We start from the raw sequence: 25,241 nt of genomic DNA, 5'->3' as shown, positions 1-25,241 counted from the left end.
ATCCCTAACAAGTTCGGGAAAATTTCAACATATTTCTGTATTTATACTTTATTTTCTATAAGTAAATTAGTATTAATTTATTTATTTATGGAAACTCCAACAATCTCACAATAACATTAATCTACATGTAAGACGCTTTTCTATATAAATTGGGAAAATTTCTAATCTAATTTCTCAATTTTTTAAGATCTCGTATATGATTATTAGAAGAACTGAAGAATTTTCTAGATTCTTGATGATTTATGCCTAAGAATCCTTTTGAACTATTAATCTACTTAATGAAAAATACGATGTCATTTTGAAGTTTCGATAACGATAACATTTAAATTTTAAGAAAAGCAAGAAGATAGTTATGAATCTTAGAGAAAAAATCCTAGTATATCTATATCGAAATAGAGAATCTACTTTAGATGAGATTGTGGAAGCTTTGAGAGAGGACAGATACGAGATTGAGGCTACCTTAAGGTATTTAGAAAAAGATGGGTTAGTAATTAAAAGGAATAAAGGTCTAATATTTAAGAAAGTAGTCTATGATCTTACAGCGTCAGGGTTTGAGGAGGCTAAAAAATCTTACGAATCGTTGCAACAAAAGGCTGAGCAATTACAAAATATGATTAGAAATGGACAGATTGATCCAACACAAATTCCAGAAGAATACATTGATATATTGCCGTTGTTATTTATGCTGTCTCTTTTAGACATGCTATTAATAGGAGATTTAATTACATTCGATATGTTTAGCCAGTAGATTCTTTCGCCTCAAGATTGATCTAAAATTAAGCTATTAGGTATGCTTCTTCTTATTACCTTAATACCTTATAGTTTTCCAATTATTGAATTCAAATGGAAAACGTTGATTTATGGAGCCTTGCAAATGTTGAAAATTATTTATTATAACTTTATTTCATGCGATTATTTAACCCGTTATAACTTACCTTTTTAAATACAATCTCTAACAAAATGAATAGCTAATTAAGGAGAGAAGAAGGTTTTTAATCTAAAGATATATTATAAAGCAGTAAAAGACTTAGTTTTTAAGGAAGTGATCTTGAAACCACTGTAGAGAAACTAGGTCATTTACTTATGTCTTTAATACTTAAATTGATTCTCTTTGTGAATTTGATTAAGGAGAGAATTTTCACTTTCTTGTAGTAAAGTATCTAACCCTTCTACTATCTAAGTTAAATACTTAAATCTAATAAAAGACATAAAGGAGTTATGTGAAGTTAAAGATTATCAATATTGAAGATTTATTCATACCACCACTACAAGAATACTCATATCTATGCAATGGAACAATTACCGACACTAAATGTAAGGGTTTAGAGATTTACAGAGATGCAGACTTCATTAATTTTACTATTAACGATATATTGAGTTCGATGAGTTTACAAGGTTTAATAAAAATGAAAAGTAGAGGCAGAAAAAGGGAAAGATGGTTAAGATATATTACTAAGTATAAAATGGAATTAGAGCCTAAGGAATTCTCTACTATTTTAAGGTTAGGAGCGCTTTTAACTATCTATGTTGATGGTTACGAAATAGAGGGAAATCAAGGAGACGTAGTAGTTAAAGAGTTTAGGGTCAGTGGGACTGGTTCAAACACAGACCATATAAGAAGAATGATGTTTGAAATAGCACCTAGATTAATAATAATACAGAATAAGAATAATATATGGTATATGGTGACTGCATATAAAGTAGCTTATATAGATCCACAGCTAAAGAAAATAGAGAATTTATTCATAAATTCGTATAGACTTGATTGTCAGGAATTGGAAGAAGAATCAAACATTAGGATATGCCTTAATCCTTCATACTGACCTCCTCCCCGTCTTGAAGGATTAGGGTTTCATTAGGACGGATCATAGGTTTGTGGTTTACCACCTTCATCCTCATCACTTCATAGCCAGTGGGTAGTAAAACTACCCACCCAGCTCCATTCATCCAGTGGTAGACCACGGGTTGGGTCTTCAACCCATTACCCCTATCCCTCAGTGAGAGAAACCCTCCACTCCCACCTCTTTGGGACTCGGGGATATGTAGTAATTTCCTCCCTATCTGGGAGGACACATATATGCGTTTATAAAAATTTATTCTGAAAAATAAAAGCATTACCCCCACCTTAAAAAAGGCGAGGCTTGTCCTAAATTTTATCAGTTATTGAATTCATTTCATAGATTCAACACTCGGCAAACTCATCATCATTTTATTAGTAGAAACTAGTTAATAAAAAATTGAGTATGATAGTATATGAGTTTGCCGAAAAGCTAAATGAAGCTTATGTTATAGAAAGAGTAAATAGATTCTTAGTAAAGATAATCTTTAACGGAGAAGTAACATATGCGCATCTTCATGATCCTGGTAGATTAAGGGAGCTCATATATCCTGGAAATAAAGTATTAATAAGGGAAACAAAAGGCATTAAGACTAGATTTTCAATAACAGCAGCGTATGCTAATTCAAGATATGTAGTAGTGGATAGTAGACTGCATAACCAAATTGCATCTAAATTTTTACCTAGTAGTTATGAGAAGGAGGTGAGAGTGGGATCCAGTAGAATTGACTTTAAATATGATAATACCTTTGTGGAAGTAAAAGGATGTACTTTAGTCAAAGATAAGATAGCGTACTTTCCTGATGCACCAACAAAACGAGGAAGAAGACATATACAAGAATTAAGAGAACTAATTAAAAAGAAGGAGGGATATAACGCATTACTTATGGTTTTAGTTATGCGTGATGACGCAAAGTGTTTTCTACCCAATGAGGAAACAGACCCAAAGTTCTCAATGGAATTTTGGAGCGCATTAAAGGAGGGAATGAAAGTCAGTATAAAGACCTTTAGATTAGTTGAAAATAAGATTGAATACGTTGAAGATATTCCACTTTGCAAAACAAATTTAATCTAATCTTCCTCTGTATATACAATGGCTAAGAGTAAGCAAAACAAAAATAAGAAAAAATCAACACAAAATGAGAACAAATTAATTTATATTCCATTCGCGGTTCTAATTGTAGTCATTGTACTATTGGTAGTATTTCCCTATATTAATCATAACCCATCAACGGGTACAATTACGGCTAACGCCAATACTCCACTATTTAATGTGTATAAAGTTAGCAATACGAACTACGTAGGTAATAACTCAGTAGAGATATACTTTATAAGTTGGTACGGATGTCCAAATGGAGCCACTGCTTCATGGCCTCTGTATTTGGCTCTCAGACATTTTGGAAATGTTAGTGTAGTTCCACATTATTCAATATATGAAAGTGATCTCGGTAGCGCAATACCCGGCCTATTATTCCTTAATTACACACCGTATCCAACTTCACATGTATACTTCCATCCAATTTACATATATGGTCAATATTTAAATGAAACAACTAATGGAACGCCTATAAACACTGATGATGTTACCTTCGGATTGCAGGAATTAAAAAGCATGGTACCCAACTGGGTTTATAACCTAGTAGTATACTATGAAGTGAATCAAACCTATACGCAGATTGGTACATCACCGGCATATTATGGGAAGTATCCTCACATAATAACCATAATTATAATAAGTGGACCAGGTGGAACCTGGGTAGATCTAGGATATCCAAATTCTATATCTCCTCAAACCTTGGCTGGCCTAAATTCAACAGTATTATATAATGCGATTCTAAAGAACAATCCCGCTCTTTCTGGCCAATATGCCTCTGCATATGAGAATATAACTAACGCAACTAACATATTATTAAATACAATAGTTAAGGCATCGTCATAGGGTCATTTTGCTAAAAAGATCTTAGAGAAATTACCTTCTTTTAATATTTTTAGATTACCTAAAGAAGAAGGACATTCTGTACACTTGTTAATTTGAGGCAGCTTTTTGTCGCTTATTAGAATCACTTTATTAAATTTGTTAGAATATTTTTCTATTATAGAATTCAGATACTGCTTATTAAGAATAACTGGCAGTGCATCAATTTCATGGAACATTGAGTCCTTAAACAATTTTGAGTTTTTCCACGTATCTACTATATTATTACTAATATTGTCGAATGTCTTATTTTTACCCCATACAAACATTGGAATAAGTAAAACTTCTCCTTCAGTTATTTCGCTTAATCGTCTACCTTTACCAAATTCCTCCAAGAAATTAAATATAAAATTCATATAATATCTACCTAAAGTCTCATCGTACATTTTATCTTTATCGTAATTTTCATGAAAAGTCCTATTTAGCCAGATATAAGCATCTATTATTTCATTCCTCCTATTTATTATAGGATCATAAAACTTAAACTCAGTAAAGGAAGATAACGATGGAGTTGCTACTACTACATCACCCATTATTTCATTTTTTACCTCTTCCATACCATCCTTGAAGTAATTATAATTCATCAGAGGATCAACTGCAATACCAGGTGTGTAACCCTCTTCGGTTCCTGGAACCGAGTATTGGACAAATCTGTAAATATCAAAGAATTTAACATCAGGGTACCATTCTTTAAATTTATTCAAGCCGTCATCTTTCCTATCATTAATTTCTTCCATTACTTTTTTAAACGCTTGTAAGGTGTCCTTATATTCGCCATCTAAGTATCCATATGGAATGAAGATAGGTTCTCCCCATCTAGGATCGGCATATTTAAAACCATAACCTTTTACTATGTCCGGCAAGTATGAGTCTAATATGGTTTTTATTGTTAATTTCATTATCGGATGCAAATGATCTATGTGATGTATGACCTTGACCTTCCTTCCAAATAAACTGGGCATTAGTTAGAATATAATTAGATAAAATTTAAAACCACTCATTTGATAAAGGTTGATGCCAAATAACCTAATCCATGAGTAGCTAAAGCCGCCAATAGAGCTAAAGTTGTCATTTGAGCACCTTTTTTAATTGGACTTATCCCACTTAATATCCCTATAATGGAGCCAACTATTAGCGTAGAAATTCCTGCCACGATATACGACGATATTAAACCAACGACTCCAGATAAACCAATTAAATACGGTATTATAGGAATTATAGCACCAGTTATATACGATAATCCGGTAATTAGAGCGCTTCTAATTGGATTTTCCCTTACCTCTGGGTATAGAATATCTTCAGCGACATTAACTAAACTTGTTGATACTCTTTTAGCTAAGTTTACGTTAACTCCAAGTTCTGTAAAGAAGTTAACTAATCTTAATTGAACCGCGTTTTGATCAATACTTTTTTCCAACTCTAACTTTCTTCTTTCTTGAACCTTTACATCCTTTTCAGATTTTGTGGAAAGATATGCGCCTATTGCCATTGAAAGAGTTCCAGATGCACCCACTATTAGTCCTCCTAATGCAACGAAGAGCGGTGAGGATATCGCTCCAGATAAACCAGATACTGCAGCTAAAACCTCAACCAAGCCGTCGCTTATCCCATAGACGAAATCCCCTATACTTTTAGCTTCAACGTTACCTAGGACCTTTTCATGTACCATCTCATCAACCATTATGTTTTTTAACTCCTTTCTCTCCTCTTCTGTAAAATCCTCTTTTTCTGATAATTTCCGGTATTTCTCCACATCGTCTTCTTCCCCGCTTTCAAGTACTTTTATTGTCATATCTAGCCCTAATACTCTTCTTAATGTCAAATAAAAATACAGTCGGATTTTATCCAAAATCGGTAGTTTTCTCTTTGTTCTCAGGCCTCTTTTCTCCGCTACTGTCTTCCAAAATTCCGCATGTTTACCTTCCATTTCTGCTAATTTAATTAGCGTTTTCCTTAACTTCTCATCCTTTTCGATCTGAGCTAATCTACTATAGACCTCATGATCAAAAAGTTCCTCCTTATAATTCTCTAGTATAGTCTTGTCCATAACATTCACCGTATACGATATTATTATGCATCCTAGAATTTAAGATTAACTTATAGTAATTCCTAATTAGAAGTCACTATAAGTATAAGGAGAAACTTTTAGATGTATAAAGATATTTCCATATTATGGATCTGCTTGAGAAAGCTAGGAAACTGAGAAGCTTGGGAGATGAGTATGAAAATTTATTAAATGACTTATTAAATGAATTGTTCAAATTAATACCTGATTGCCTCGCATTGAATATAGATGATTCTCTACTACCAGTATATGCAATCTCTGGATTAAAAACCAAAGGTATACTTGCATTTCCCTATAAGTGTAGAGGAAGAGTCGGATACGTGATAATTGGAGAAGATGGTATATTATACTTTGAGGATACGGATGGAAACGTGATTGAACTTAAATAAAAATTAATAAAGTAGCATGTGAAAATTAAGAACGCATTGAAAATTTTCACATTAAGCAAGACGGTATTTTTGCTTCCTTTTTTATTATGGTGGGTTCCAATAATAGGACCATTTTTTACCGGTTTGCTATTAAGTTATTATTTCAAAGCAAACTATAGACTTTCGGTTATTTCAGCTATTGTATATTCAGTTTTTCTTTCTATAATAACAACATATGTTTTCTATATAGTAAGGATTAATATACTTGACAATATTTTTCATTATCTAGTAATTTCACTTAATGTAATAGGTAGTATTATATGTGTGATAACCGCGTATATGTCGAGTCAACACGGGACCTTTGCGAAAATAATAGGAAATTCGATTGAGCTAGAATTCAATGCAAGAGATATTAATGAAGTTGATAAAGTGCTTTCACAGTATTTTGATGTAAACTTATGTAGTAAGCCAAACATCAGATTCATATCGGAAAATCAAATAACGGTTACTAGAATTTGTAATAATCTACAAATTAATTATGATATAGTAAAAGTAGGCAATACACTAAGAGTTAAGGCAAAATTCGAGAATACTAAATAATTTATGGAAATTTTTGGAATTAGTGTTAATTTCAGTATCTTTATTTCTCCACAATAAAAATTTAGCATAACTTTACATATTAACTTAAAAATTAAGTCATGTTAAGCAATTGCTCCAGAACCTTATCCAGTAGTTTTTTGAAGTCTTCAGAAGGACTTTTGCCATAACTATTTTCAAAAACCAATGAGGATAGTTTCAACCTTTTATTCCATCCTTTCTCCTCTAATTCCGGTATCTTGGGGAACTCCTTTACATAACCTAATGTTAAATATGCTACCAACTCAATTTCTTTAGGTATCTTCAATATTTCCTTAACCTTTTCCTTACTAAAGAATGAGACAAAACCAACACCAATACCCTCTGCAGTAGCTGCTAACCATAGATTTCCCACAGCAAGTATAGCACTATATAATGAAGTTTCTGGCATTGTTGATCTACCTAAAATGTTAGGTCCAAATCTATTTGGATCGTATGTTACTGCTATATTTATCGGAGTATCTAGTATCGCTTCGACCTTTATGTTAGAAAATAACGATTTTCTTTCTCGATCTAAGGAATTCGTGAATCTATTTCTCTCTTCTTCTACCAACTCCTTTATTTTCCTTCTGGTTTCTAAATCTTTAATTATAATGAAATCCCAAGGTTGAGAATAACCAACTGAAGGGGCTAAATGAGCTGCTGCTAAAAGCTTAGCTAAGATATCATCTGGAATCGGATCCGGCCTATAATAAGATCTTATATCCCTTCTCTTTCTTATTGCCTCATAAACATTCATATTCTGGATAGACTGTCCACATGTATTTATTCTCTTCTTTATTCAATTGTGGTAATACACTAAAGAGACGAACATACACTATAAAGTATAAGATTATACTAGATAAAGAGATAGATATTCAGATTACGCTAAACCAAGACTTAGACAATTCTTGCATACCATAAAAATATAAGTTGAACGTAATTAAGAAGGGGTTTGTTATATACGTTAATGTTCTCCTCATGTTTGTCTGGAAACTTACCGTAATCTACTTAGTAACTCAGTAATTACCTCAATATATGAAGGATGAGGCGCTACGTAGTCTTTTATTTCATTAATCCTCACGTTAAATCTAATTAGGAAAGAGATTAAGGAAATCACTTCTTCCGCATCTTTCATAAATGCTTGTGCACCAACAATTTTGTCGTCTTTAACGCAAACTTTAAGGAAACCGTCAGTTTCCTTTTCTGTAATCGCTCTCCCCAACTCAGCCAGGCTTAATTTAATGCACCTACCATCCATATTTCCAACATACGCAATAGTGGGGTGAGTATAAACCACTTTAGGTATTCCTTCCTTATTAAACACTTTTTTACCACCTAATATGTTAATGGCAGCTATTTTACCAGCGTACATTGCCTCGTGTGCAGTATGGGTCCCTATTATATCTCCTGCTGCAAATATGTTATTTACACTAGTTCTTAAATATTCATCAACTATTACATATGGGTTATGGTTGATCTCCTCAAATCCTTGTATTGATGGTTTCCTGCCAAAGGTCATGTAAACTGCATCGGCAGTTAGCTTTTCGCCATTATCCAAAACAACTTCCTTTTCTCTCATTTCCTTTACTGAACGATTTAAATAGAGTTTAATCCCTATCTTTGCAAAGTAATTAGTTATGTTGTTACTTACTTCTCTATCTAAATAAGGTAACAACGTGGACTGTTTATCGATCAGAAAAACCTCTTTTCCAAGCTTTCTTAACATCCATCCAAATTCTATTCCACCGACATCTCCTCCAACCAGAATAACGCTTTGGAAGTCCCTATTTAGATAAGGTAAATCCTCTGAATATATTATTCCATTTAGCCTTTCTCTAAACGTGCCGGTAGCTAAAACTATGTAATCTACTTGAAGCGTTTCATTATTAACATTTAATAGTCCAGATCTAAGAGAAGCTACTCCTCGTACAACTTCAATTCCATTGTCCTCTAACATATACTCTACTCCTTTAGATAATCTAGTTAAAGCTTCTTGACCAAATTTCCTTAATTCATCTAAATTGAAAGATACCTTCTTACCTAATTTTTCAAGTTCGGTAAGTAGATGCACTGGATGTAACATGGCCTTAGAGGGTATACAACCATATAACACACAAGTACCGCCTAATCTCTCTTCTTTTTCTACTAGTATTACCTTATTAACTCCATTCTTAGCTAATTCTAATGAAGCGTAAACACCTGCAGGGCCAGAACCTATAACTGCTACTTTCATATTGGGGATATAGACATCAAAAAATATAATAACTTTTCATTGTTCTAGACTTAGCTTGTACGTTTCTGGACCAGCAATGAGACCTATTAGGGCTATAATGAAACCAACTACTGAAATAATTGTGGCAGCGCTAAATGCACTCATGTATTGGGAAAGGATAGAAACAAATATTGGGGCGAAACCAGCTATTATATAAGCACCATTATAGGCAGTACCTACTCCTATAGCTCTTGCAAAAGTCTTGAATCTCTCCGATAAAAAGGCTGGGGTAATTGCAGATGGCAAATTAACTAAGAACCCAAATAGTAATGTTATATACAATAAATTCGTATTTGGTAACGGAATATAGTGATAAAATATAATTGCTCCAATAGCTGCGATAATTGAACCTACTATACCCATTCTTCTTCTTCCAATGTAGTCAGATAATAATCCTGCTATTATCATTGACGGAATTCCTATTAAATTCATATATAAAACTAAGGGACCATAGTATGAGGGAGGTAACTTCATCACTTGACCAAATATTGTGGATACTAGTTGCGGTCCTGCATATATTGCTAACCAGAAACCTACCATTACCAAAAACGGTTGTGGTAATTCCCTTAAACCCTTTATAGGATTATCACTATGCTTCAACTTTGCCCATATACTGGGTTCTGTCATTTTAAACCTTATTAACACTGCTAATATAGCTGGTATGACTCCAATGGCGAAGATTAACCTCCAATAAAATGTTATGAACTCAGCTTTAGTTGTTGCAGCGAGAAAAGTAAATAAGGAATCAACGCCCACAAAACCTACTAATACTCCAGCTTGCATTATACCCGAGAAGATCCCTCTATATTTATCAATACTCTCCATAACAATAGTAAAGCTACCCGATACATCACCTCCTATGAAAATACCTTGAACAAGCCTAAGGATGGATAGTAAGATGGCAGCTAAAATCCCTATTTGAGCATATGTGGGTAATATGGCAGTCAGACCTATAGATAAAGAGTATCCCAATACTGTAACTAATAAGCTGGTTCTCCTGCCATATCTATCGCCGATATATCCAAATACAAATCCACCCAAAGGTCTTGAAACAACCGTAAAAACTATTGGTAACACTGAGCCTAGTAAGCCTATTCCAGGATAGAATAATCTGCCTAATATAGATGCAGTAATGACTACAGCACCTAGATCATAACCATCCATAACCCATGAAATATAACCACCAATCACATTACTCCAGTTCTCAGCCTTCATAAGCTTCAACATTAATGTCACATTAAAAAATTACCTTCAAAATATCAAATATTGGACTTAACTGCCTTAAGACGTATAAACTACTACGCCATTATGACGGAGCATTTCGCGATAGGGGATTTCCTACTTCCTTGAGGAAACTTGCTATGCACCTTATGGCATATAGTAGAGTTTCCCCACAAGCAGGTCCCAATCCTCATCTCCCCTACCAACTCTTTTAGCCTCGTAGTGTCAATAAATTATTGTTGCCATGTTTTTCATATCTTTCTAAAGGAGATTATCCATCTTGGATTGAGCACTTCAAACCCTTAACTCCAAAAGCTAAAATATAGCTTTCTCTACTAATATTTGGCTCTAATCTTCTCCCCATTATATACGAAGACTAGGTTCCTCTTTAAACCCACTACTTTCCTATCAGTTATTATCAGTAATGGGAATCTTTTTAATTCTCTTTCTAATCTTATTACGCTAGTTACCCTTAGCCTATTAGATTTCACTTCGGATAGTTTCTTTAATACCCTATACGTTTCTAGCAATTCACTTATGTTATAAAAGGTTAAAACTAAATTTCCATCTAACTCAACTATGCTATCGTCGTCTATTATGAAAACCACATCCAGTGCACCGAATTTCTCAAAAAGCTTCTTTACATAATCTTCTAGTTGACTTAAACTCATATTGGAATTGAGATCTATAGCGATTAAAGGTTCCATACACACACACTTTTAATTATACTTATAAACTTTTTGCCTAATTAATAAAGTATTTTTAATGTATTTTTCTCAAAAATAAGAGAAAACGCTGAAAATATAGGACTAAAAATGCTAGCATATAAAAATATAATAACCTTATTTGGTATCAAGATTTATTTATGTCGCAATTAAACAATTTAATTATGACAGTAAGTAAAGAACAACTGATAAGCAGGGCTATAGAGGTAATAGACAAGGCTGAAACTGAAGGAATAACATTAAGAATACTTGGTGGAGCAGCAATTGCTCTGATAGCTAAAAAAGGCTCAGAGCTATACCCTAGAACTTATAAAGATATAGATTACTTTGGACTTTCCTCACAAAGCAGCAAAATCTCTAAATTTTTAGAGAACTTAGGATTAATACCTAATAAGAGATTTAACGCTCTCCATGGTCACATACGATTAATGTTCTTCGATCCTATTATTAATTCGACTGTTGATGTATTCTTGGACGAATTTGTAATGTGCCATAAACTGATACTAAAGGATAGATTGAGAATAATGAAATACACAATTCCAACTTCAGATTTATTACTAACAAAGATACAAATAGTACAACTTACTGAAAACGATAAAAAAGATATAGCGTCATTACTCTACGATGTTGAGTTAGGAGAAAGAGATGATGAGAAAACGTTAGACTACAACTACTTTGCTAAGATCTTATCTGACGATTGGGGCTTTTATAAAACTTATACAATAAATCATGATAGAATGATAGAATTCTTAAAAAATGATAAAAACAAAGATATAATTGAGCCTAAACTACTTAAATTGAGGGAAATAGTCGAAAAACATCCGAAGAGCCTAAAGTGGAAGATGAGAGCTAAAATAGGTGAAAAAGTAAAGTGGTATGAAGAACCAGAAGAAGTAAATGTAAACTTCTTATCTCAGCAAAACAGCCAATGAATAGAATTATAATTTTCGATATGATAAAAACACCTATAGATGCTCACTTTAGATATTAAAAGGTAGAATTATTATAGGTTAAGTTCATAAGACGTCATATACAATTACCTCCAATAATTGAACTTCACACTTTGAATTCGTAGTACATAATACAGTAGACTGCATAATAGGTTAATTTATTAAAAAATTAAGATTGATAGGTAAAAAACTTCTACAGTATGATCCTCAGAAAACTATTTGGTACAATTAAGAATGCGCCTTTTTTAGGAGGATCTGCATTACTATTGCCAGTATTTGTTATGGGAATAAACTGAACTGAGTGATATACATAGTATCCTGCTGTCTGGGTTGTGGAATTCTGTAAACCTTCAGCCGAAAATACTTCCTTATATCCGACTCCATTTAACAGAATGTAATTAACTAAATTCTTAGTAGTTAATGCGTTGTTAGAAGTCAATCCGACTAATACTGCACCACCATACTTGTTAATCACCTCTATAATACCACTAAACCCACCTATTGCGGTAACATTCTCCATTGTTCTTATAGTTAAATTCTCTCCATTAAACACATTAACGTAATTGTAATATAAACCTAAACTTAGGGTACCATTTTGGGCATATGATAAATTGAAGGGTATTACGTGCGGATTAGTTATGGGAATTTCTATTGCAGATATCTGTAAGAACACTGGATAATACACATCATAGTAGAGCGTAGCGTTATAGAGACTGCCACTCTCTATCGCCTTCTCCACGAATGTCTCTCCTAAATATGCTTTTTCATATATTTGGTTAAACGTTTGATAGGCGTAAAATCTACCTTCTTGAATAACATCACTGTATTCAGTGCCATTTTTGAATTCTAATATTGCAGAATAGTTAATTAAATATGAACCTCCCTCTTGATAATATTCTCCTACAAAACCTAAATTAAAGATAGGTGAAGAGTCCATAAATCTGGCATATTCTGTCAGTAGTTTTGCTGATAATAATGGATTTGCTGGATTAACCCACAACATTAATACACCTCCGATGTCCCAATCATAATCTGCGGTACCAGTTAATTGCAAGGCGGTTTGTAAATTTGTTACTGTAACTGCAATAGAATTATTAATTGACCTAAACGCTAACATGGGAGTCAAGTCGATTATATAAGGACTATGGAAGGATAATGTATTTATAGAGGTGAGTGGTCTCCACCAAAATAGATTAATACCACCTGTGTATATCGTCTGATATGGATTTACTACACCAACTAATCTGCCATCATAAATCACTTTGATTTCTCTAGTAGCTGGTTCATTCGCATACCAAAACTCATCTAATCCACCACCTTCTTCATATAATAATAAGGCCATTTTATAAGTTCCATTTGGAATACTTACGTTCTGTGAGATGTAATTGTTTAATGGATTCAATATAACGTAAGAGTAATTATACTTGTTCACAAAGAGCGGTATAAAGTAATTAGGCAAACCTTTAGGTGGGGTACCAGGGTATAAGTAGAGAGTTACATTCATTTTGTATATTCCAGTTATTCCAATCTTAGCGTCATAGAAATTCTCTAGTACTAATTGAAAAGTCACATTTCCGCTTAGTAGGTTTTCAAATAAAGTTACATCAGCTTCAGCAGTCGAATTTAATAATTCTTGAGTAGAACCCCAAAATATAGGCACGCCATTTGCAAATATATAAACTGGCCTATCATATTGAGCTCCACCAGACTCATTTATACTAACATTAAGAATTTCCATACTGTAATTCCCTTTAGGTATATTTACGTGAACTACATAAGGAGTTAGTCCACTATTGTTGAAAATAGCATTAGTAGCTATTTTCACTATAACTGGAGTAGCATTAGGAGGATGAATTTGATATGCTTCGAACGAATAGTACATAGGATCATACTGTATATTTCCGCCGTTTAGCATAGTTATGTTCCCTAATATCAACGGATGATAAAGAGTAAAAGATGAGGATTGTGAGAAAGATATTGGGACTACAGCTATTCCAGCTAGAATTGAAAACAGTAAAATTAAAGCGATAATCCTCATTTAACTTTTCACCTCCTTTTAATTACGAAAGCAATTACAATGGCAACTATCGCTATAATTAACGAAATTATAGCTATAATTAACAATATAGTTATAGAACCTTGTACTGAAATTAGACGATCTTGAATATTCACAAGATGGTAATTATTGTAAACGGTAAACGTTAAATTATATGGCAAACCGTCAGAGACGCCAATTGTAACCAAATACTCACCATCTGGTAATGAAGAAGCATTAAACGGTATACTAACACTTATTGAAGATGGAGAAGATGAAATAATACTATAGTTAGTTGGTTTATTATTCATTAAAATTCCGATTAATTTCAAATATTCACCAGATATATTTACAATAATAGATCTTTCGGAAGCGGTAATATTCACAGGTGAATAGTATATTATTCTAGGTGAAGGTACTGCTGATATCGTAGATACATTATACATATTAACACCATTAAGAGTAATCATTGAGTTAGCTTGTAAGAATGCGTATTTCGAATCTTGGATAGTAGAGGAAATTAGACTAACTTTAGAATTATTAGCTATTATTGCAATACTATTACCTCCTATTGTCGATTCTATAATTGAAACTGAGGAATTCTCTACAACTATTTGATTAGCTTCAGAAGAGTATAAGGTAACCTTAGCATTCTTGATAGTTAATGTATTAACTATAATATTATCTAAAAACACATTTACTCCATCAATAGTCAAATTGTCAGATTTAACATTAGAGAGCGTATAGATAGTTTGGTTAATTTGGGATAATAGAGGAGTGTTAAGGGATTTAGGATTAATAGTTAAGTTACTTATGAAAGTATATGGCATTACGTTAATATAAGAGTACGATGTGGAATAGAGATTATAACCATTCCACGATACACCGGAGATTATTACATTCCATGGTCCTGAGAGCGAATAGAGTGAAGAGCCTTGATATATGGAACCCTCAAATATTGAAGGAATCCTATAAACGCCAATCCATTCACCTAAAGTTGAATTGAACTGTAGGGGAACTCCAATCTCAGATCCTATAATTAATGATTCATAGTTAAGAGAAGTCGGTAAGACTGTAGCGGTAAACATACCATATTTAACTGGAGTCCCGTTAGGATACGTTATATTAGCGTAAATCTTTAGAAGTTCGCCTTCGTAAGCCACACTATTTACTTTTATATTATAAGATAGGTTAGCCGGCGAAACATAAAATGAAGTTATGAAATTAGCAGTAACCAGACCAGTAGAGGTATTACTAACTGAATTGATTACAACATTATAAAACCCCGGAGAAGCATTTGCTGGAATTGTAAAGTTTGCATAATACAAGAAAAATAACAGATAGACTCCAAATTGTATTTGGTCCGGTGCTGGAGTTAACTTAACTTGTCCTATAAGTTTGCCTTGTTGATTATAAATGAATGCAGTGACATTTGATGTAAATAATCCAGTTAATTCTGGAGTAAGCACCTCATCGATTATCGTTATATTTTGACCCGGTGAAGCAGAAGGGAAACCGTCATTTATGGGCGTTAAAATAGCACCAAAGTTATACTCTCCGAAATAAACGTAAGAGAAAGCACTTCCATATGAATCATTTATTATTAGTAAATATGTCCCTTGTGGAAGCGGTGGTAATAAGGCATAAGCGCCTTCATATAGGCCTTGACCAGCTGAAATTAAAGGTATTGAAGCTAATAATTGCCCATTACTTCCAACTAGATAAGCTGTAACGCTTTGATTTACCACTGGACTGCCATTTGGATAATACACCCAAGCTTCAATATTAAACGGCAAATTATAGGGGATAGGGCTATTATAAGGATATGGAATAGGAGATACTATATTAATTGATTCCCCTACATCAATCTCAACTACGCCAAAACCAGAAAATCGGCCAGAACTTCCGTTAACTACTATTTCCCACATGTTAGGTGGATCATTAGGATTTATTGTAAAGTTAGCAACCCAATAACTACCATTAAACACTAATGGAACAGTAGCTAAATAACCTTTAACCGTGTAGATATAGGCATTGAAAGAACCATTACTAACTATGGTGTTGTTGGGATATGTTATGTAGGCAACTATAGTAAAAGTTGAGTTATAGAAATACCAAGGCTGAGAAACCCCAAGCTCGAAAGTACTTACTGAAATGGCTAAACTCTTAGTTAATAAGTGTCTTATAATAACTCCCAGCATCCCAGCATTGGGACTACCAAGACCAGTTACTAAATTATAAGAAGAGTTAGAATAATAATAGCCATTATATCCTAAGCTTATTTGGTGAAACGCTTTATGATATAGCGTAACATTCTGATAAATTGCGTAAAGTAGTGGGTTAATTAAACCTAATGAATGACCGACATAGCCATCAATATCTGCGACAATACCTGCCCATAAGGGAGTAGAAAGACTAGTTCCACCAATTATAACCTCTTGACCTATAGCATATATTACAAATCCTGTATATGGATTTGCATCGGCAGCTACATCCGGAATAGCTCTAAAATTAGAATGAGTCACATAATGCTGGTACCAAGGAGCAGGAAATAGTTCACTATATCCACCACTAGAACTTACTCCACCTTGAACAATACCAAAATATGATGGATTAATACTCCATGCTATCTCGCTACCATAAGTTCCAGTAGCGTTATTATTATAGATGTAACCGGAAGTTATATTAGCGAACAAGGTAGTTCCACCAACTGCAGTAACAAAAGGAGAAGACGCGGGATAACTAGCCGATGCATAAGTAGTAGGCAAGCCATTATAGGCGCCTAAATCTCCAGAAGATGCAAAAAATGAAATACCCTCAGCTGAACCTAACTCAAAATAATAATCATAATAAGGATAGTTTGGAAATGCTATACCATTAAACACTGCATAAAATCCAGATGCTCCAAATAATATTCCAGGGAGACCCCAACTCATTGAGACTACTTGAGCTAAATCTTCACTCACAACTAAGTCTATAGCGGAAAACAATCCCCCTATTGTTGCAGATGGTGCAACAACTAATAGAACATGAGCATAGGGGGCTGCAGCATGAGCAGCTTCGACATCTAATGCGACTTCTTGATACCAACCTGTGTATAGTCCATTTTCAGGATTGTATGGACCAATAGGCAAAACAGTCAAATTTATTGGAGGTAAACCGAACTGGGTATCAAACATTTTGACATCTTGATATATCTCAGGATCGCCATAGGCATCTATAATTGCAATAGTTACCTTCTTATCTGCAGTAGAGTTTAATAAGGGCGTTATATTGTATGCCCCTTCTATTACTTTAGGAGTATACCAAGTAGCTGAGAATTGAAAAGTGTAGACGAAAGACGAATAAAGTTGCTTATTAAGTACTAAATGACCATCATTTAAAGTCCCTAATTGAATTAAAGGCAATTCAACGTTAGTAAAATTAGTGAGACCACCTATTAATAAGTTATTTAAGGGAGACGGTATTTTAACAACACCATTCGGTTTATAATATATTTGCCCGTTATCAGATTTTGCCAATACTAGGCTCGTTCCAAATACTGAAGAAACTAAAGAGGCTGGCGCTTCAGCCATAACCTCGAAGGGGCTTTTATAAACTATTGCAAACCCCTTACTTTCCAAATAAGATATAGTTTCATTAATCTTCTGCTGATCGCTAAACATTGAAATCAGTTGAGCATTAGTTAACGGTCTAATTTGATGATTAGCAACCTCTTGCGCTATTAAATAAAGGGTGTTGAAGTTCTTTGGTGGTATAAAGAACTCAAGGTATATATTAGTATTAGATGGTAGAGACGAGATTATGGTGGATTGAGGATAAGTAGGATTTATATAAGTTGTAGTGTAACTTAGTACCGTTAAAGGAAATAGTGCAGATATGAAGAAAATAGAACAAATAATTATAACTTCCAATAGGCTACTTTTCATATTATTAATAAACTTTTGCTCATATAAAAGTATTACTTTATATCAACTCTACTTAAGATTCTTTCATTTATTAGCCTAAATGAAGAAGAAAACATAAAATTAAAAATAAAAAATTTTAAAAAGCCTTTTTCTCTTTATTATTACTTTCACTTCTTTTGTTTCTCTAACATTTGTAGTAATTCTTTTGGAGCGTCTTTCTCACTTACAGCTCCTCTACCAGTCTTTCCTCCACCCTCGTCATAGGTAAAGCTTATCATCTTGCCAACTCTCCAAACCTTCTTTATCTTGCTTATATCTACTTCCTTTTCTTCTCCCTTATACTTGAACTTTACTGTTACCATATTTCCTCAAGATACTCTTAAAGGTTCCACATAAATAAACTTTACGCTATTAACCCGAGTACAACTTAAAGGAAATCCTTAGCGCAATCTAAAGTTAATACCTTAACCCAAAAAAGAAAATAAAGTTGCCTATAACGTTAGATCATCGTTGCGTATACTGAATATATTTACTTTTCAATTTTTTCATAATTGATATAAATACATTATAATTAAAACAATAAGTCTAAAGAAAAACATTACAAGACATTTTGTAGAAAAAAATATAAGTCTAAAGAAAAACATTACTGTAGTGAACATTATGACAATGGCAGAAGCATTAAACAAAATAATGAAAAATAAAGCTAGCACCTTGAGACTATCATACTATCCATTTCTATTAGCAGTAAAGGATAATATACCAGAAGTTGAGTCAATGTTAAAAAGGAAAAGAGAGCTTAACAATTACCTTGATAAATTATATAGCGAGAGCAAAAAATACTTAGTAAAATACGCTAAGGATAAGTACTATTGCGTATGTGGTAGAACATATCCCTCGGCATATGAATTTTATACGCATGTATTTAGAGATCATAAAAAACTCAAAAATTGACTTATTCTGGAGGAATCTCCTTATACGTTAATATTAAGTTAATCCCTTGTCTCAATCTGTAGAAATATGAGGAAACAAAGATTATCGCACCTAAGCCTATTAGACTACCAATATATGCAATACCAGGCCAATACGGTGTACCATTTTGTGTTACAACACCAAAATAGGGATTAGTAAATGCCTCATAACCCATGAAAAGCAAAAACATTATAGAAAGAACACTTGCTACTAACATTCCATTATTCCTCTCTTTCAAAGACTGGATAATACCAGCTAATGAAACTAAAATCAGATATGCAATAGCTAGTGGAGTATAACTGTATAAAGCCTCATAGCCATTAGGACTTATTATGGGTACGGCTAAAAAGACCAAGGTAACCAAAAGATCCAATACATGAGCGTAAACCGGAGAACCTTGCTTATTTAACCGGGAAAAGATCTCTGGAAATAATCTATCAAAAGAAAATGCAAATACGTATCTAGCGAACACAACAACACCAAAAGCCATCACAAAGAATTCCCAAGCAATTAAACTAACTCCAATGAACCACTCTAATGCGTAGTTATGAGCTAAAGCAATGCTAACAGTCCAGAAATTATAAGTATACGTTGGATACAAGGAGAAGTTAAACCCATATCCAGCAGCAATATCCATTAATAAGAAAGGAACAGTTATGAAAACTAACGTTAACACACTTCCTAGAATTAAATTTAATCTTAAACCATTTTTACTCTTTATTTCAGCAGCAACAGCAGGCCCTGCGTAAAGCCAAATATAAGCAAATGAGGCAAAATAAGGAATCATGTAAAGAGTTGAAGGTAAACTAAAAGTAGGTCCGGTATACGGCTCAACAGTTAAATTGAAATCTCTAATAAAAGGTTGTATAGCCACGTGGAAATTTGGAATATTTAAAGCTAAAACTAGTATAGCAACAAAAGTCCCCAATAAGGATAAAATTCCTAATCCTGATGTAAGAACGTACCCCCATCTAGGTCTCAAAATATTTATAATCACAACTATCACAAACGCTAATGCTGAAATACCGTAGGCTAAGTAAGCGTTAGTGGTTGTAAACACGTTATTTGCTAAGCTAATTAGAGATGATTGAGAGTTTAAAGTGCCTATGGTTAACAACACTGAATTTATAGCGGAGACAGAGAAAAATGCAGATAGTGCGAAAAATGGTGGCATATTAAAGGCTAAAGCAATTCCCATTATCGCACCTAACGGACCATTTAATCTCCTAGATAACCAAACATAATCCCCTCCAGTTCTGGGGATTCTTTGAATGAAATAAGTGTAAAGGAAAACTAAAGGTAAGGTGAAGATAAATGTCAACAGCGAGGCAATCCACAATACAGCACCCTTAACAATATAAGGACTTATTCCAATGAAAATCGCTAATCCAGCCCCCATATTAGCTACATTTAACATTGTAGCATCCAAAAGAGATACGTTTTTAATTAAACCAGAAGTTTCCCTAACAAACAACTTAGCGTTTTCCTTTGCCATGATTAAAAACATGAAACATTATTTTTAAATTTATCTTACGAAAATGAGTTCGCCAAACAATATACACTATAAAAATCAAAATTGAAAAACATAATGTAATTAAATTGATGATAATGGACAGAGAGTAGATAGAAAAATCACTATTTGCATTACCTAAAGCCCTACCAGTAGGAGAGGAATAATAAGGATAGGAAGAAGTATTATACGCGATAATATTACTCATGTTTTTTAATAAAGATATATTATAAGGAATAAACATGAGCCCTAAAAGATAGGATAGTGAATTTCCGTTAAAGATCAAACTTGCCTCATGGCTTATATACATATCTCCTAAACATGAGAAAACAATTGAAATATTAGGAGAAGAAGTTGAAACTGAAAGCGAGTAAGTCCCGTTATTGACGCTAAAAACTCCTCCCCCTGGAACAGAAATATAAATAATTACAACTTTGTATAACCCAGGTCTCACATCTAGATTGATAGATGATGAATTGCTTACTGAAATAAATGAAATCCTAGGGAAACTAGACAAGATCTCCTCGTCATAAACATTTACATTTATTGTGTTTGTGAAATTAGTAGGAAAAGGTAAATGTTTAACGTTAAGACTTACTGGTGTTACTCCTTGCTTGTAAGCTGATAAGACTAAAAGTTCAGCATAGGTTGCATTTCCAATATAACCACCTAAATATTTCGGAGGTATTTCAAACATTAAATATGAAGGTATAATATTCACTTTTTCTGTGCCGTTAGAAACTGGAAAAGAAGGATAATCGAAGTTCACATATACTGGTGAAATAATGTTATAAGTGAAATCGTTATTCTTGTAAACTAGAAAATATGAGTTATTGAAAACTAATGAAAAAACGTTTTTGTGGGAATTAATTATGCTTAACGTTATATTATCATTCACTGTAGTCACAACATACTCGACACCGTAATCGTTTAGTATAACCCCAATAGAAGAAGTGTTAAGAAGTGGTGCCGTAGTAATATTAGGTAGCGTCGAAATGAATTCAACCCAATTTGAGGGGACTACTGCACTTACTAAAATATTCCCTACTGTATGTGTCTTCAAAAATTCTCCTAACTCTAAGATTGGAGCTGGAGGCTGAACAGGGTTATATTGACCTAAATAATTTCCACTAAATATCATTGATGAAGAAAAAGCAAATTGAGATACTATAATTAAGAAAAATAACGGAATCAGATAATGATTAGATAAAATTTTTGCTAATACCAGTGAAACTAAAAGAAATAGGGGTGCAAGAATCATCTCTGTAATGTAAGTTGGCAAAAATAACCATAGATAATTGTAAATTGGAGTTTGAGATAGAAAATTCAATATGGGATAAACGAGATTTAGAGCAATTTTATAGCTTAGCAAATCTACATCAGACGAAATAATTAAAACTAAGAAGATGTAAAGTATAATAAAATACGATGCTTCTCCTTCTCTCTTTTTAAGAAAAATGTAACCTAAAATTCCAGTAATGACAAATGAAAAGGATAAAATGTATATTACAATGGAATTTCCTATTGCCAAATATGATACTAGAGGCCTAAATAATGATAACCCTCTAAGTGAGTCTAAGAGATTGAAAGTCAAATAGTTTAACCATAATTGTTGGTTAGATATCGAAAAACTTATAGATGAATATGAATGAAAATTATAGTACAAAATTAAAAATAACCTAAAATTGATAAGAAAATAAAAAGGAATTGAAAGCAGAAACGTTCTCATGTCCTTTAACTTATGCCTATAGATCAGTATCGTGATTATAATGAAAAATGTAAAAACAAACCCTCTAGGATCAGTAGTTGTTAGTGAGGCAAATAGAGATAAAATAAATGAACCAATCAGACCGCCTTTATTTAGAGCATAGAACGTACCAGCTATAAGAGCCGGTAATAACGCATAAAATGCAGCATAATTAGACCAGTGACTGTAATAATAACTTGTAGGAGATATTGCATAAAGGAAGGCCACAATTGAACTAACAGTTATCCTTACCCAGTTTTTTGTATCCCTCAAAAAGTACCTAGAGGCAAAGTACATTGATGGAACGGATAACGCAAAAGGAAAAATAAAGTAAGATACCCAATCAGCCAACATAGGAGAAATAACATTAAAGTATAGAAGAACAACAATAGGTATGTAGACGTTATCCATAATTGCAGGAAAACCTAAAAATGTTAGGGCATATTGATAGGAAGACAAGTAAAATGCAGGAGAAGAATCCCTCTGATATATATACCCCACATTAAGAGCCACCTTCCATAAGGCTAAGATTGATGTGAAGATACTAAGTGCTACTACAATTATTATCTCAATCAGAAGGATAAACCTTCTTCCTTTTATCCACATAATATTTTACACCTACCAGAACTGGGATTAAAACAAGTATTGAAAAGAATATGTCGCCACCCATTGAGGAATTTAATGCAGTATCTAAATTATCCGATAAACCACTACTCACACTAGCACCATTAACGAGCTTAAAGCCAGCTGGGATAATAGGTTCTTCCTCACCATTGATAAGATTAGACCTTACAAGAGTATATGTAGTAATGGAAACTGGCTGACCATATTCGTTCTTCTGAACGAGAATTATTTTTGAAGGTACACCACTATCGTTAACGAAATAATACCAATCGAACTCATTATAACCCATATATGAAACACCTTTATATATATAGTAACCTTCACTTTCATTTGTTAACGTAAGGACAATATTTCTCTGAATTATAGAATTTTTAGCATTAGGAATATATAAAAAATTTCTAGGGCAAGATAAATTATCATAATTAATACTAGAGGGAAAAATCTCACTAAAGTTTAACACAAACACCGTAACATTATATGAGAAAGTATCGTTAGGAAAAACATTAACAACATCTTCTATTAAAAGTTCAGATAATGACTGATGAGCTGAGTAAACATATATGTTAATACTATATTCTACAAAAGCATGAGGAAAAAGTGTAGCAAACAATACCAATAATAGAAGAGATAAGTTAGCCATAACATGCACCAACTAATTTTGTTTAACGTTAGTTTTTCTAAAAAGTAATATGATAACTAATGCAACCGCACCTACACCTATAATGACCTCCTCAACCTTCCCGAAAATAGTTGAGAATATAACGTTACCAACTAATAGAGGAGCTTGCTTCCCAGTTGATAGAGTAACATTTGAAGGGAAATAGATAGTCACAGTCTTGTTTATCAAATTAGACCTAAGTAAAACATAAGTAGTGTTACTAACTAGATCATTACCTATGTATTGATATAGAAATATCCTAGACGGAACACCACTATTATTAACATAAAGAGTCCAATTAATGTAATTACCATAAGTAAGCATTTGAAGGCCGGTATAGATATATGTAGAGTTCTCTTCAGCATAAAGAGTTAAATTTACAGACCTATTAATCTCGTCTTCACCAACTTGAGAAATATAAAAGAACGCCTTCGGATAGGATAAGTTATCTAAATTTACGCCTGGAGGATAATAATATGATCCATTTAGATTTATATACCATATAAGGTAAGTAAAAGTTGAGTTTGAAAAAATCTGCGTAATATTTTCTATCTCTAACGACACAATTAAAGTTTTTGCTTCATAATTATGGTAATATACTTTGTATTCTACGAAAGCCCCAGTAAATAAACCAGTATGAGAAAATGAGATTATAGGTACAAAAATTACTATAACAAACAGAAAAAGAGTGAATATTAATAACCTAAATATAAAAAAATTAACTAACTTTCCCATCATTTAAACCCAGTTAACTTAATACAGTAGCTACACCGCTAACTTGAGCACCAGTATTAGTAACCAATTCAAACGTCACTTGCTCACCAGGAGTTAAGGCACTAATACCAGTAGAACTAGTAGGAATGGATACACTGAGTACTACAGTACTCCCAGCAGACACTGTTATTGTACCAGTTGTTCCACTAGCTGCCGTCGGTGGTAATGATGTTGCACCTCCACCAGCTTGTACTATTACTCCCAATATCTCTCCACTCGCTGACCCAGTATTACTAACAGTAACGTAAAGGACTCCACCCTGAATGTATGCGCTTACTAGGTGTATGTTTGGTGAGGATGCAAATGCTCCGAATAATCCAAATGCAAACCCAACAACCACTAGCGCTATTATCACTGAAGCTATAACTAGTATTAAAGCAGTTACAGCACCAGACAATGCCCTTGAATTCTTCCTCCCACTCATAGACACTCTTATACTAACTACATAAAAGTTCTATATAAAACTTACTACAGTTAAAGCATATTCTCCAATAAAAATACAGTTTGTGTTCTATTATAAAGATAAATCTTAATATATTAGCTTAACTTACTTATTCTTAACGCTTTCTTTTCTAACTTACTTATTTAACTTCGCAATCACATATATTAGTTTGTGGAATATCCCTACTTTGATTTGCAGACTGCAAGAGAGTTATTACCTTGGCTTAGAGAACAGTTAATAAAGTTGAAGAAGATGAAGACGGAGATTGAAATTCTTTTAGTTAATGGAGATAAATACTCTTTACAATATTACGCAAGTGAAACTAAGAAAATAATAGACGAAATAGTTTCGAGAGGTATAATATTAAGGGACATTGATATAGGGCTAGTTGACTTTCCAGCCATTATAAACGATAAGCCTGCTTTTCTATGTTGGAAATTGGATGAACGTGACATACTATATTGGCACTACGTAAATGAGGGATTTAGGGGAAGGAAGAGAATAACGGGGAGAGAGAATATACTAAGTTTACGTTAATTTTAT

General features: G+C 33.2%; 23 protein-coding genes and 1 pseudogene. 9 read left to right on the top strand and 15 right to left on the bottom strand.

The window, feature by feature from the left end:
- Window positions 1-352: 352 nt before the first annotated feature.
- Together V6M85_RS05780 and V6M85_RS05775 are read left to right on the top strand one after the other, a co-directional pair.
- Window positions 353-748, top strand: coding sequence for a MarR family transcriptional regulator (locus V6M85_RS05780; RefSeq protein WP_338604147.1), 396 nt, complete (start codon window positions 353-355; stop codon window positions 746-748).
- A gap of 472 nt (window positions 749-1,220) precedes the next feature.
- Entirely contained in the window at window positions 1,221-1,823 is a 603-nt protein-coding gene (locus V6M85_RS05775; protein ID WP_338604144.1) for a hypothetical protein, read from the top strand.
- On the opposite strand, the pseudogene V6M85_RS05770 reads toward V6M85_RS05775, so the two are convergent.
- A pseudogene (locus V6M85_RS05770) lies at window positions 1,807-2,049 on the bottom strand (RNA-guided endonuclease TnpB family protein); the annotation flags it as partial. The gene V6M85_RS05775 and the pseudogene V6M85_RS05770 sit on opposite strands and share 17 nt — an antisense overlap.
- A gap of 194 nt (window positions 2,050-2,243) precedes the next feature.
- On the opposite strand from V6M85_RS05770, the gene sfsA reads away from it, so the two are divergent.
- The gene (gene sfsA / locus V6M85_RS05765; protein WP_338604141.1) at window positions 2,244-2,912 is read left to right on the top strand and encodes a DNA/RNA nuclease SfsA; all 669 of its coding nucleotides are present in this window, start codon (window positions 2,244-2,246) and stop codon (window positions 2,910-2,912) included.
- An 18-nt stretch (window positions 2,913-2,930) separates the two neighbouring features.
- The gene (locus V6M85_RS05760; protein ID WP_338604138.1) at window positions 2,931-3,776 is read left to right on the top strand and encodes a DUF929 domain-containing protein; all 846 of its coding nucleotides are present in this window, start codon (window positions 2,931-2,933) and stop codon (window positions 3,774-3,776) included.
- Window positions 3,777-3,778: 2 nt separating this feature from the next.
- On the opposite strand, the gene V6M85_RS05755 is transcribed toward V6M85_RS05760, so the two are convergent.
- Complete coding sequence (locus V6M85_RS05755) at window positions 3,779-4,774, bottom strand: hypothetical protein (protein ID WP_338604135.1); 996 nt, start codon at window positions 4,772-4,774, stop codon at window positions 3,779-3,781.
- Between the two features lie 35 nt (window positions 4,775-4,809).
- Complete coding sequence (locus tag V6M85_RS05750) at window positions 4,810-5,859, bottom strand: VIT1/CCC1 transporter family protein (RefSeq protein WP_422398123.1); 1,050 nt, start codon at window positions 5,857-5,859, stop codon at window positions 4,810-4,812.
- 125 nt (window positions 5,860-5,984) lie between these two features.
- Here V6M85_RS05750 and V6M85_RS05745 point away from each other — a divergent pair, with 125 nt between their 5' ends.
- Both V6M85_RS05745 and V6M85_RS05740 read left to right on the top strand, forming a co-directional pair.
- Complete coding sequence (locus V6M85_RS05745) at window positions 5,985-6,266, top strand: hypothetical protein (RefSeq protein ID WP_338604129.1); 282 nt, start codon at window positions 5,985-5,987, stop codon at window positions 6,264-6,266.
- An 18-nt stretch (window positions 6,267-6,284) separates the two neighbouring features.
- Entirely contained in the window at window positions 6,285-6,845 is a 561-nt protein-coding gene (locus V6M85_RS05740; protein WP_338604126.1) for a hypothetical protein, read from the top strand.
- A gap of 91 nt (window positions 6,846-6,936) precedes the next feature.
- Here V6M85_RS05740 and bluB read toward each other — a convergent pair whose 3' ends face one another.
- The 4 genes from bluB to V6M85_RS05720 all read right to left on the bottom strand — a co-directional run bounded on the left by bluB (window position 6,937) and on the right by V6M85_RS05720 (window position 11,063).
- The gene (gene bluB, locus V6M85_RS05735) at window positions 6,937-7,620 is read right to left on the bottom strand and encodes a 5,6-dimethylbenzimidazole synthase (RefSeq protein WP_338604123.1); all 684 of its coding nucleotides are present in this window, start codon (window positions 7,618-7,620) and stop codon (window positions 6,937-6,939) included.
- 237 nt (window positions 7,621-7,857) lie between these two features.
- Window positions 7,858-9,096: an NAD(P)/FAD-dependent oxidoreductase gene (locus V6M85_RS05730; RefSeq protein ID WP_338604120.1), complete on the bottom strand. Its 1,239-nt coding sequence runs from the start codon at window positions 9,094-9,096 to the stop codon at window positions 7,858-7,860.
- Between the two features lie 36 nt (window positions 9,097-9,132).
- Window positions 9,133-10,350 carry an MFS transporter gene (locus tag V6M85_RS05725; RefSeq protein WP_338604117.1) on the bottom strand — a complete coding sequence of 406 codons (1,218 nt, stop codon included), beginning with the start codon at window positions 10,348-10,350 and terminating at the stop codon, window positions 9,133-9,135.
- A 341-nt stretch (window positions 10,351-10,691) separates the two neighbouring features.
- Window positions 10,692-11,063, bottom strand: coding sequence for a hypothetical protein (locus tag V6M85_RS05720; protein ID WP_338604115.1), 372 nt, complete (start codon window positions 11,061-11,063; stop codon window positions 10,692-10,694).
- A 182-nt stretch (window positions 11,064-11,245) separates the two neighbouring features.
- Here V6M85_RS05720 and V6M85_RS05715 point away from each other — a divergent pair, with 182 nt between their 5' ends.
- Window positions 11,246-12,013, top strand: coding sequence for a hypothetical protein (locus V6M85_RS05715; RefSeq protein WP_338604112.1), 768 nt, complete (start codon window positions 11,246-11,248; stop codon window positions 12,011-12,013).
- A 211-nt stretch (window positions 12,014-12,224) separates the two neighbouring features.
- Here V6M85_RS05715 and V6M85_RS05710 read toward each other — a convergent pair whose 3' ends face one another.
- From V6M85_RS05710 to sso7d, 3 genes are all read right to left on the bottom strand, one after another.
- Window positions 12,225-14,069, bottom strand: coding sequence for a peptide-N4-asparagine amidase (locus V6M85_RS05710; RefSeq protein WP_338604109.1), 1,845 nt, complete (start codon window positions 14,067-14,069; stop codon window positions 12,225-12,227).
- Between the two features lie 8 nt (window positions 14,070-14,077).
- The gene (locus V6M85_RS05705; RefSeq protein WP_338604107.1) at window positions 14,078-17,995 is read right to left on the bottom strand and encodes a S53 family peptidase; all 3,918 of its coding nucleotides are present in this window, start codon (window positions 17,993-17,995) and stop codon (window positions 14,078-14,080) included.
- Window positions 17,996-18,141: 146 nt separating this feature from the next.
- On the bottom strand, window positions 18,142-18,336 hold the full coding sequence (gene sso7d, locus V6M85_RS05700) for a chromatin protein Sso7d (protein ID WP_153424526.1): 195 nt from the start codon (window positions 18,334-18,336) through the stop codon (window positions 18,142-18,144).
- A gap of 289 nt (window positions 18,337-18,625) precedes the next feature.
- Here sso7d and V6M85_RS05695 point away from each other — a divergent pair, with 289 nt between their 5' ends.
- A complete protein-coding gene (locus tag V6M85_RS05695; protein WP_338604101.1) occupies window positions 18,626-18,925 on the top strand; it encodes a hypothetical protein in 300 nt (99 codons plus the stop codon).
- Between the two features lies 1 nt (window position 18,926).
- Here V6M85_RS05695 and V6M85_RS05690 read toward each other — a convergent pair whose 3' ends face one another.
- The 5 genes from V6M85_RS05690 to V6M85_RS05670 form a co-directional block, all read right to left on the bottom strand.
- Window positions 18,927-20,438: an APC family permease gene (locus V6M85_RS05690; protein WP_338604098.1), complete on the bottom strand. Its 1,512-nt coding sequence runs from the start codon at window positions 20,436-20,438 to the stop codon at window positions 18,927-18,929.
- A complete protein-coding gene (locus tag V6M85_RS05685) occupies window positions 20,419-22,800 on the bottom strand; it encodes a hypothetical protein (protein ID WP_338604641.1) in 2,382 nt (793 codons plus the stop codon). Before V6M85_RS05685 ends, V6M85_RS05690 begins: the two co-directional genes overlap by 20 nt.
- On the bottom strand, window positions 22,769-23,464 hold the full coding sequence (locus V6M85_RS05680; protein ID WP_338604096.1) for a hypothetical protein: 696 nt from the start codon (window positions 23,462-23,464) through the stop codon (window positions 22,769-22,771). The genes V6M85_RS05685 and V6M85_RS05680 overlap by 32 nt, the downstream gene beginning before the upstream one ends.
- A gap of 12 nt (window positions 23,465-23,476) precedes the next feature.
- The gene (locus V6M85_RS05675; RefSeq protein ID WP_338604093.1) at window positions 23,477-24,046 is read right to left on the bottom strand and encodes a hypothetical protein; all 570 of its coding nucleotides are present in this window, start codon (window positions 24,044-24,046) and stop codon (window positions 23,477-23,479) included.
- 184 nt (window positions 24,047-24,230) lie between these two features.
- Complete coding sequence (locus V6M85_RS05670) at window positions 24,231-24,680, bottom strand: hypothetical protein (protein ID WP_338604090.1); 450 nt, start codon at window positions 24,678-24,680, stop codon at window positions 24,231-24,233.
- Between the two features lie 189 nt (window positions 24,681-24,869).
- On the opposite strand from V6M85_RS05670, the gene V6M85_RS05665 reads away from it, so the two are divergent.
- Entirely contained in the window at window positions 24,870-25,235 is a 366-nt protein-coding gene (locus V6M85_RS05665; RefSeq protein WP_338604087.1) for a DUF2203 domain-containing protein, read from the top strand.
- The last annotated feature ends 6 nt before the right edge of the window (window positions 25,236-25,241 follow it).

Origin of the sequence: Sulfolobus tengchongensis (assembly GCF_036967215.1) — an archaeon.
Lineage (GTDB): Archaea > Thermoproteota > Thermoprotei_A > Sulfolobales > Sulfolobaceae > Saccharolobus > Saccharolobus tengchongensis_A.
Note: the sequence above shows the minus strand (reverse complement) of the source record. Positions and strands in the feature narration are given on the sequence as shown.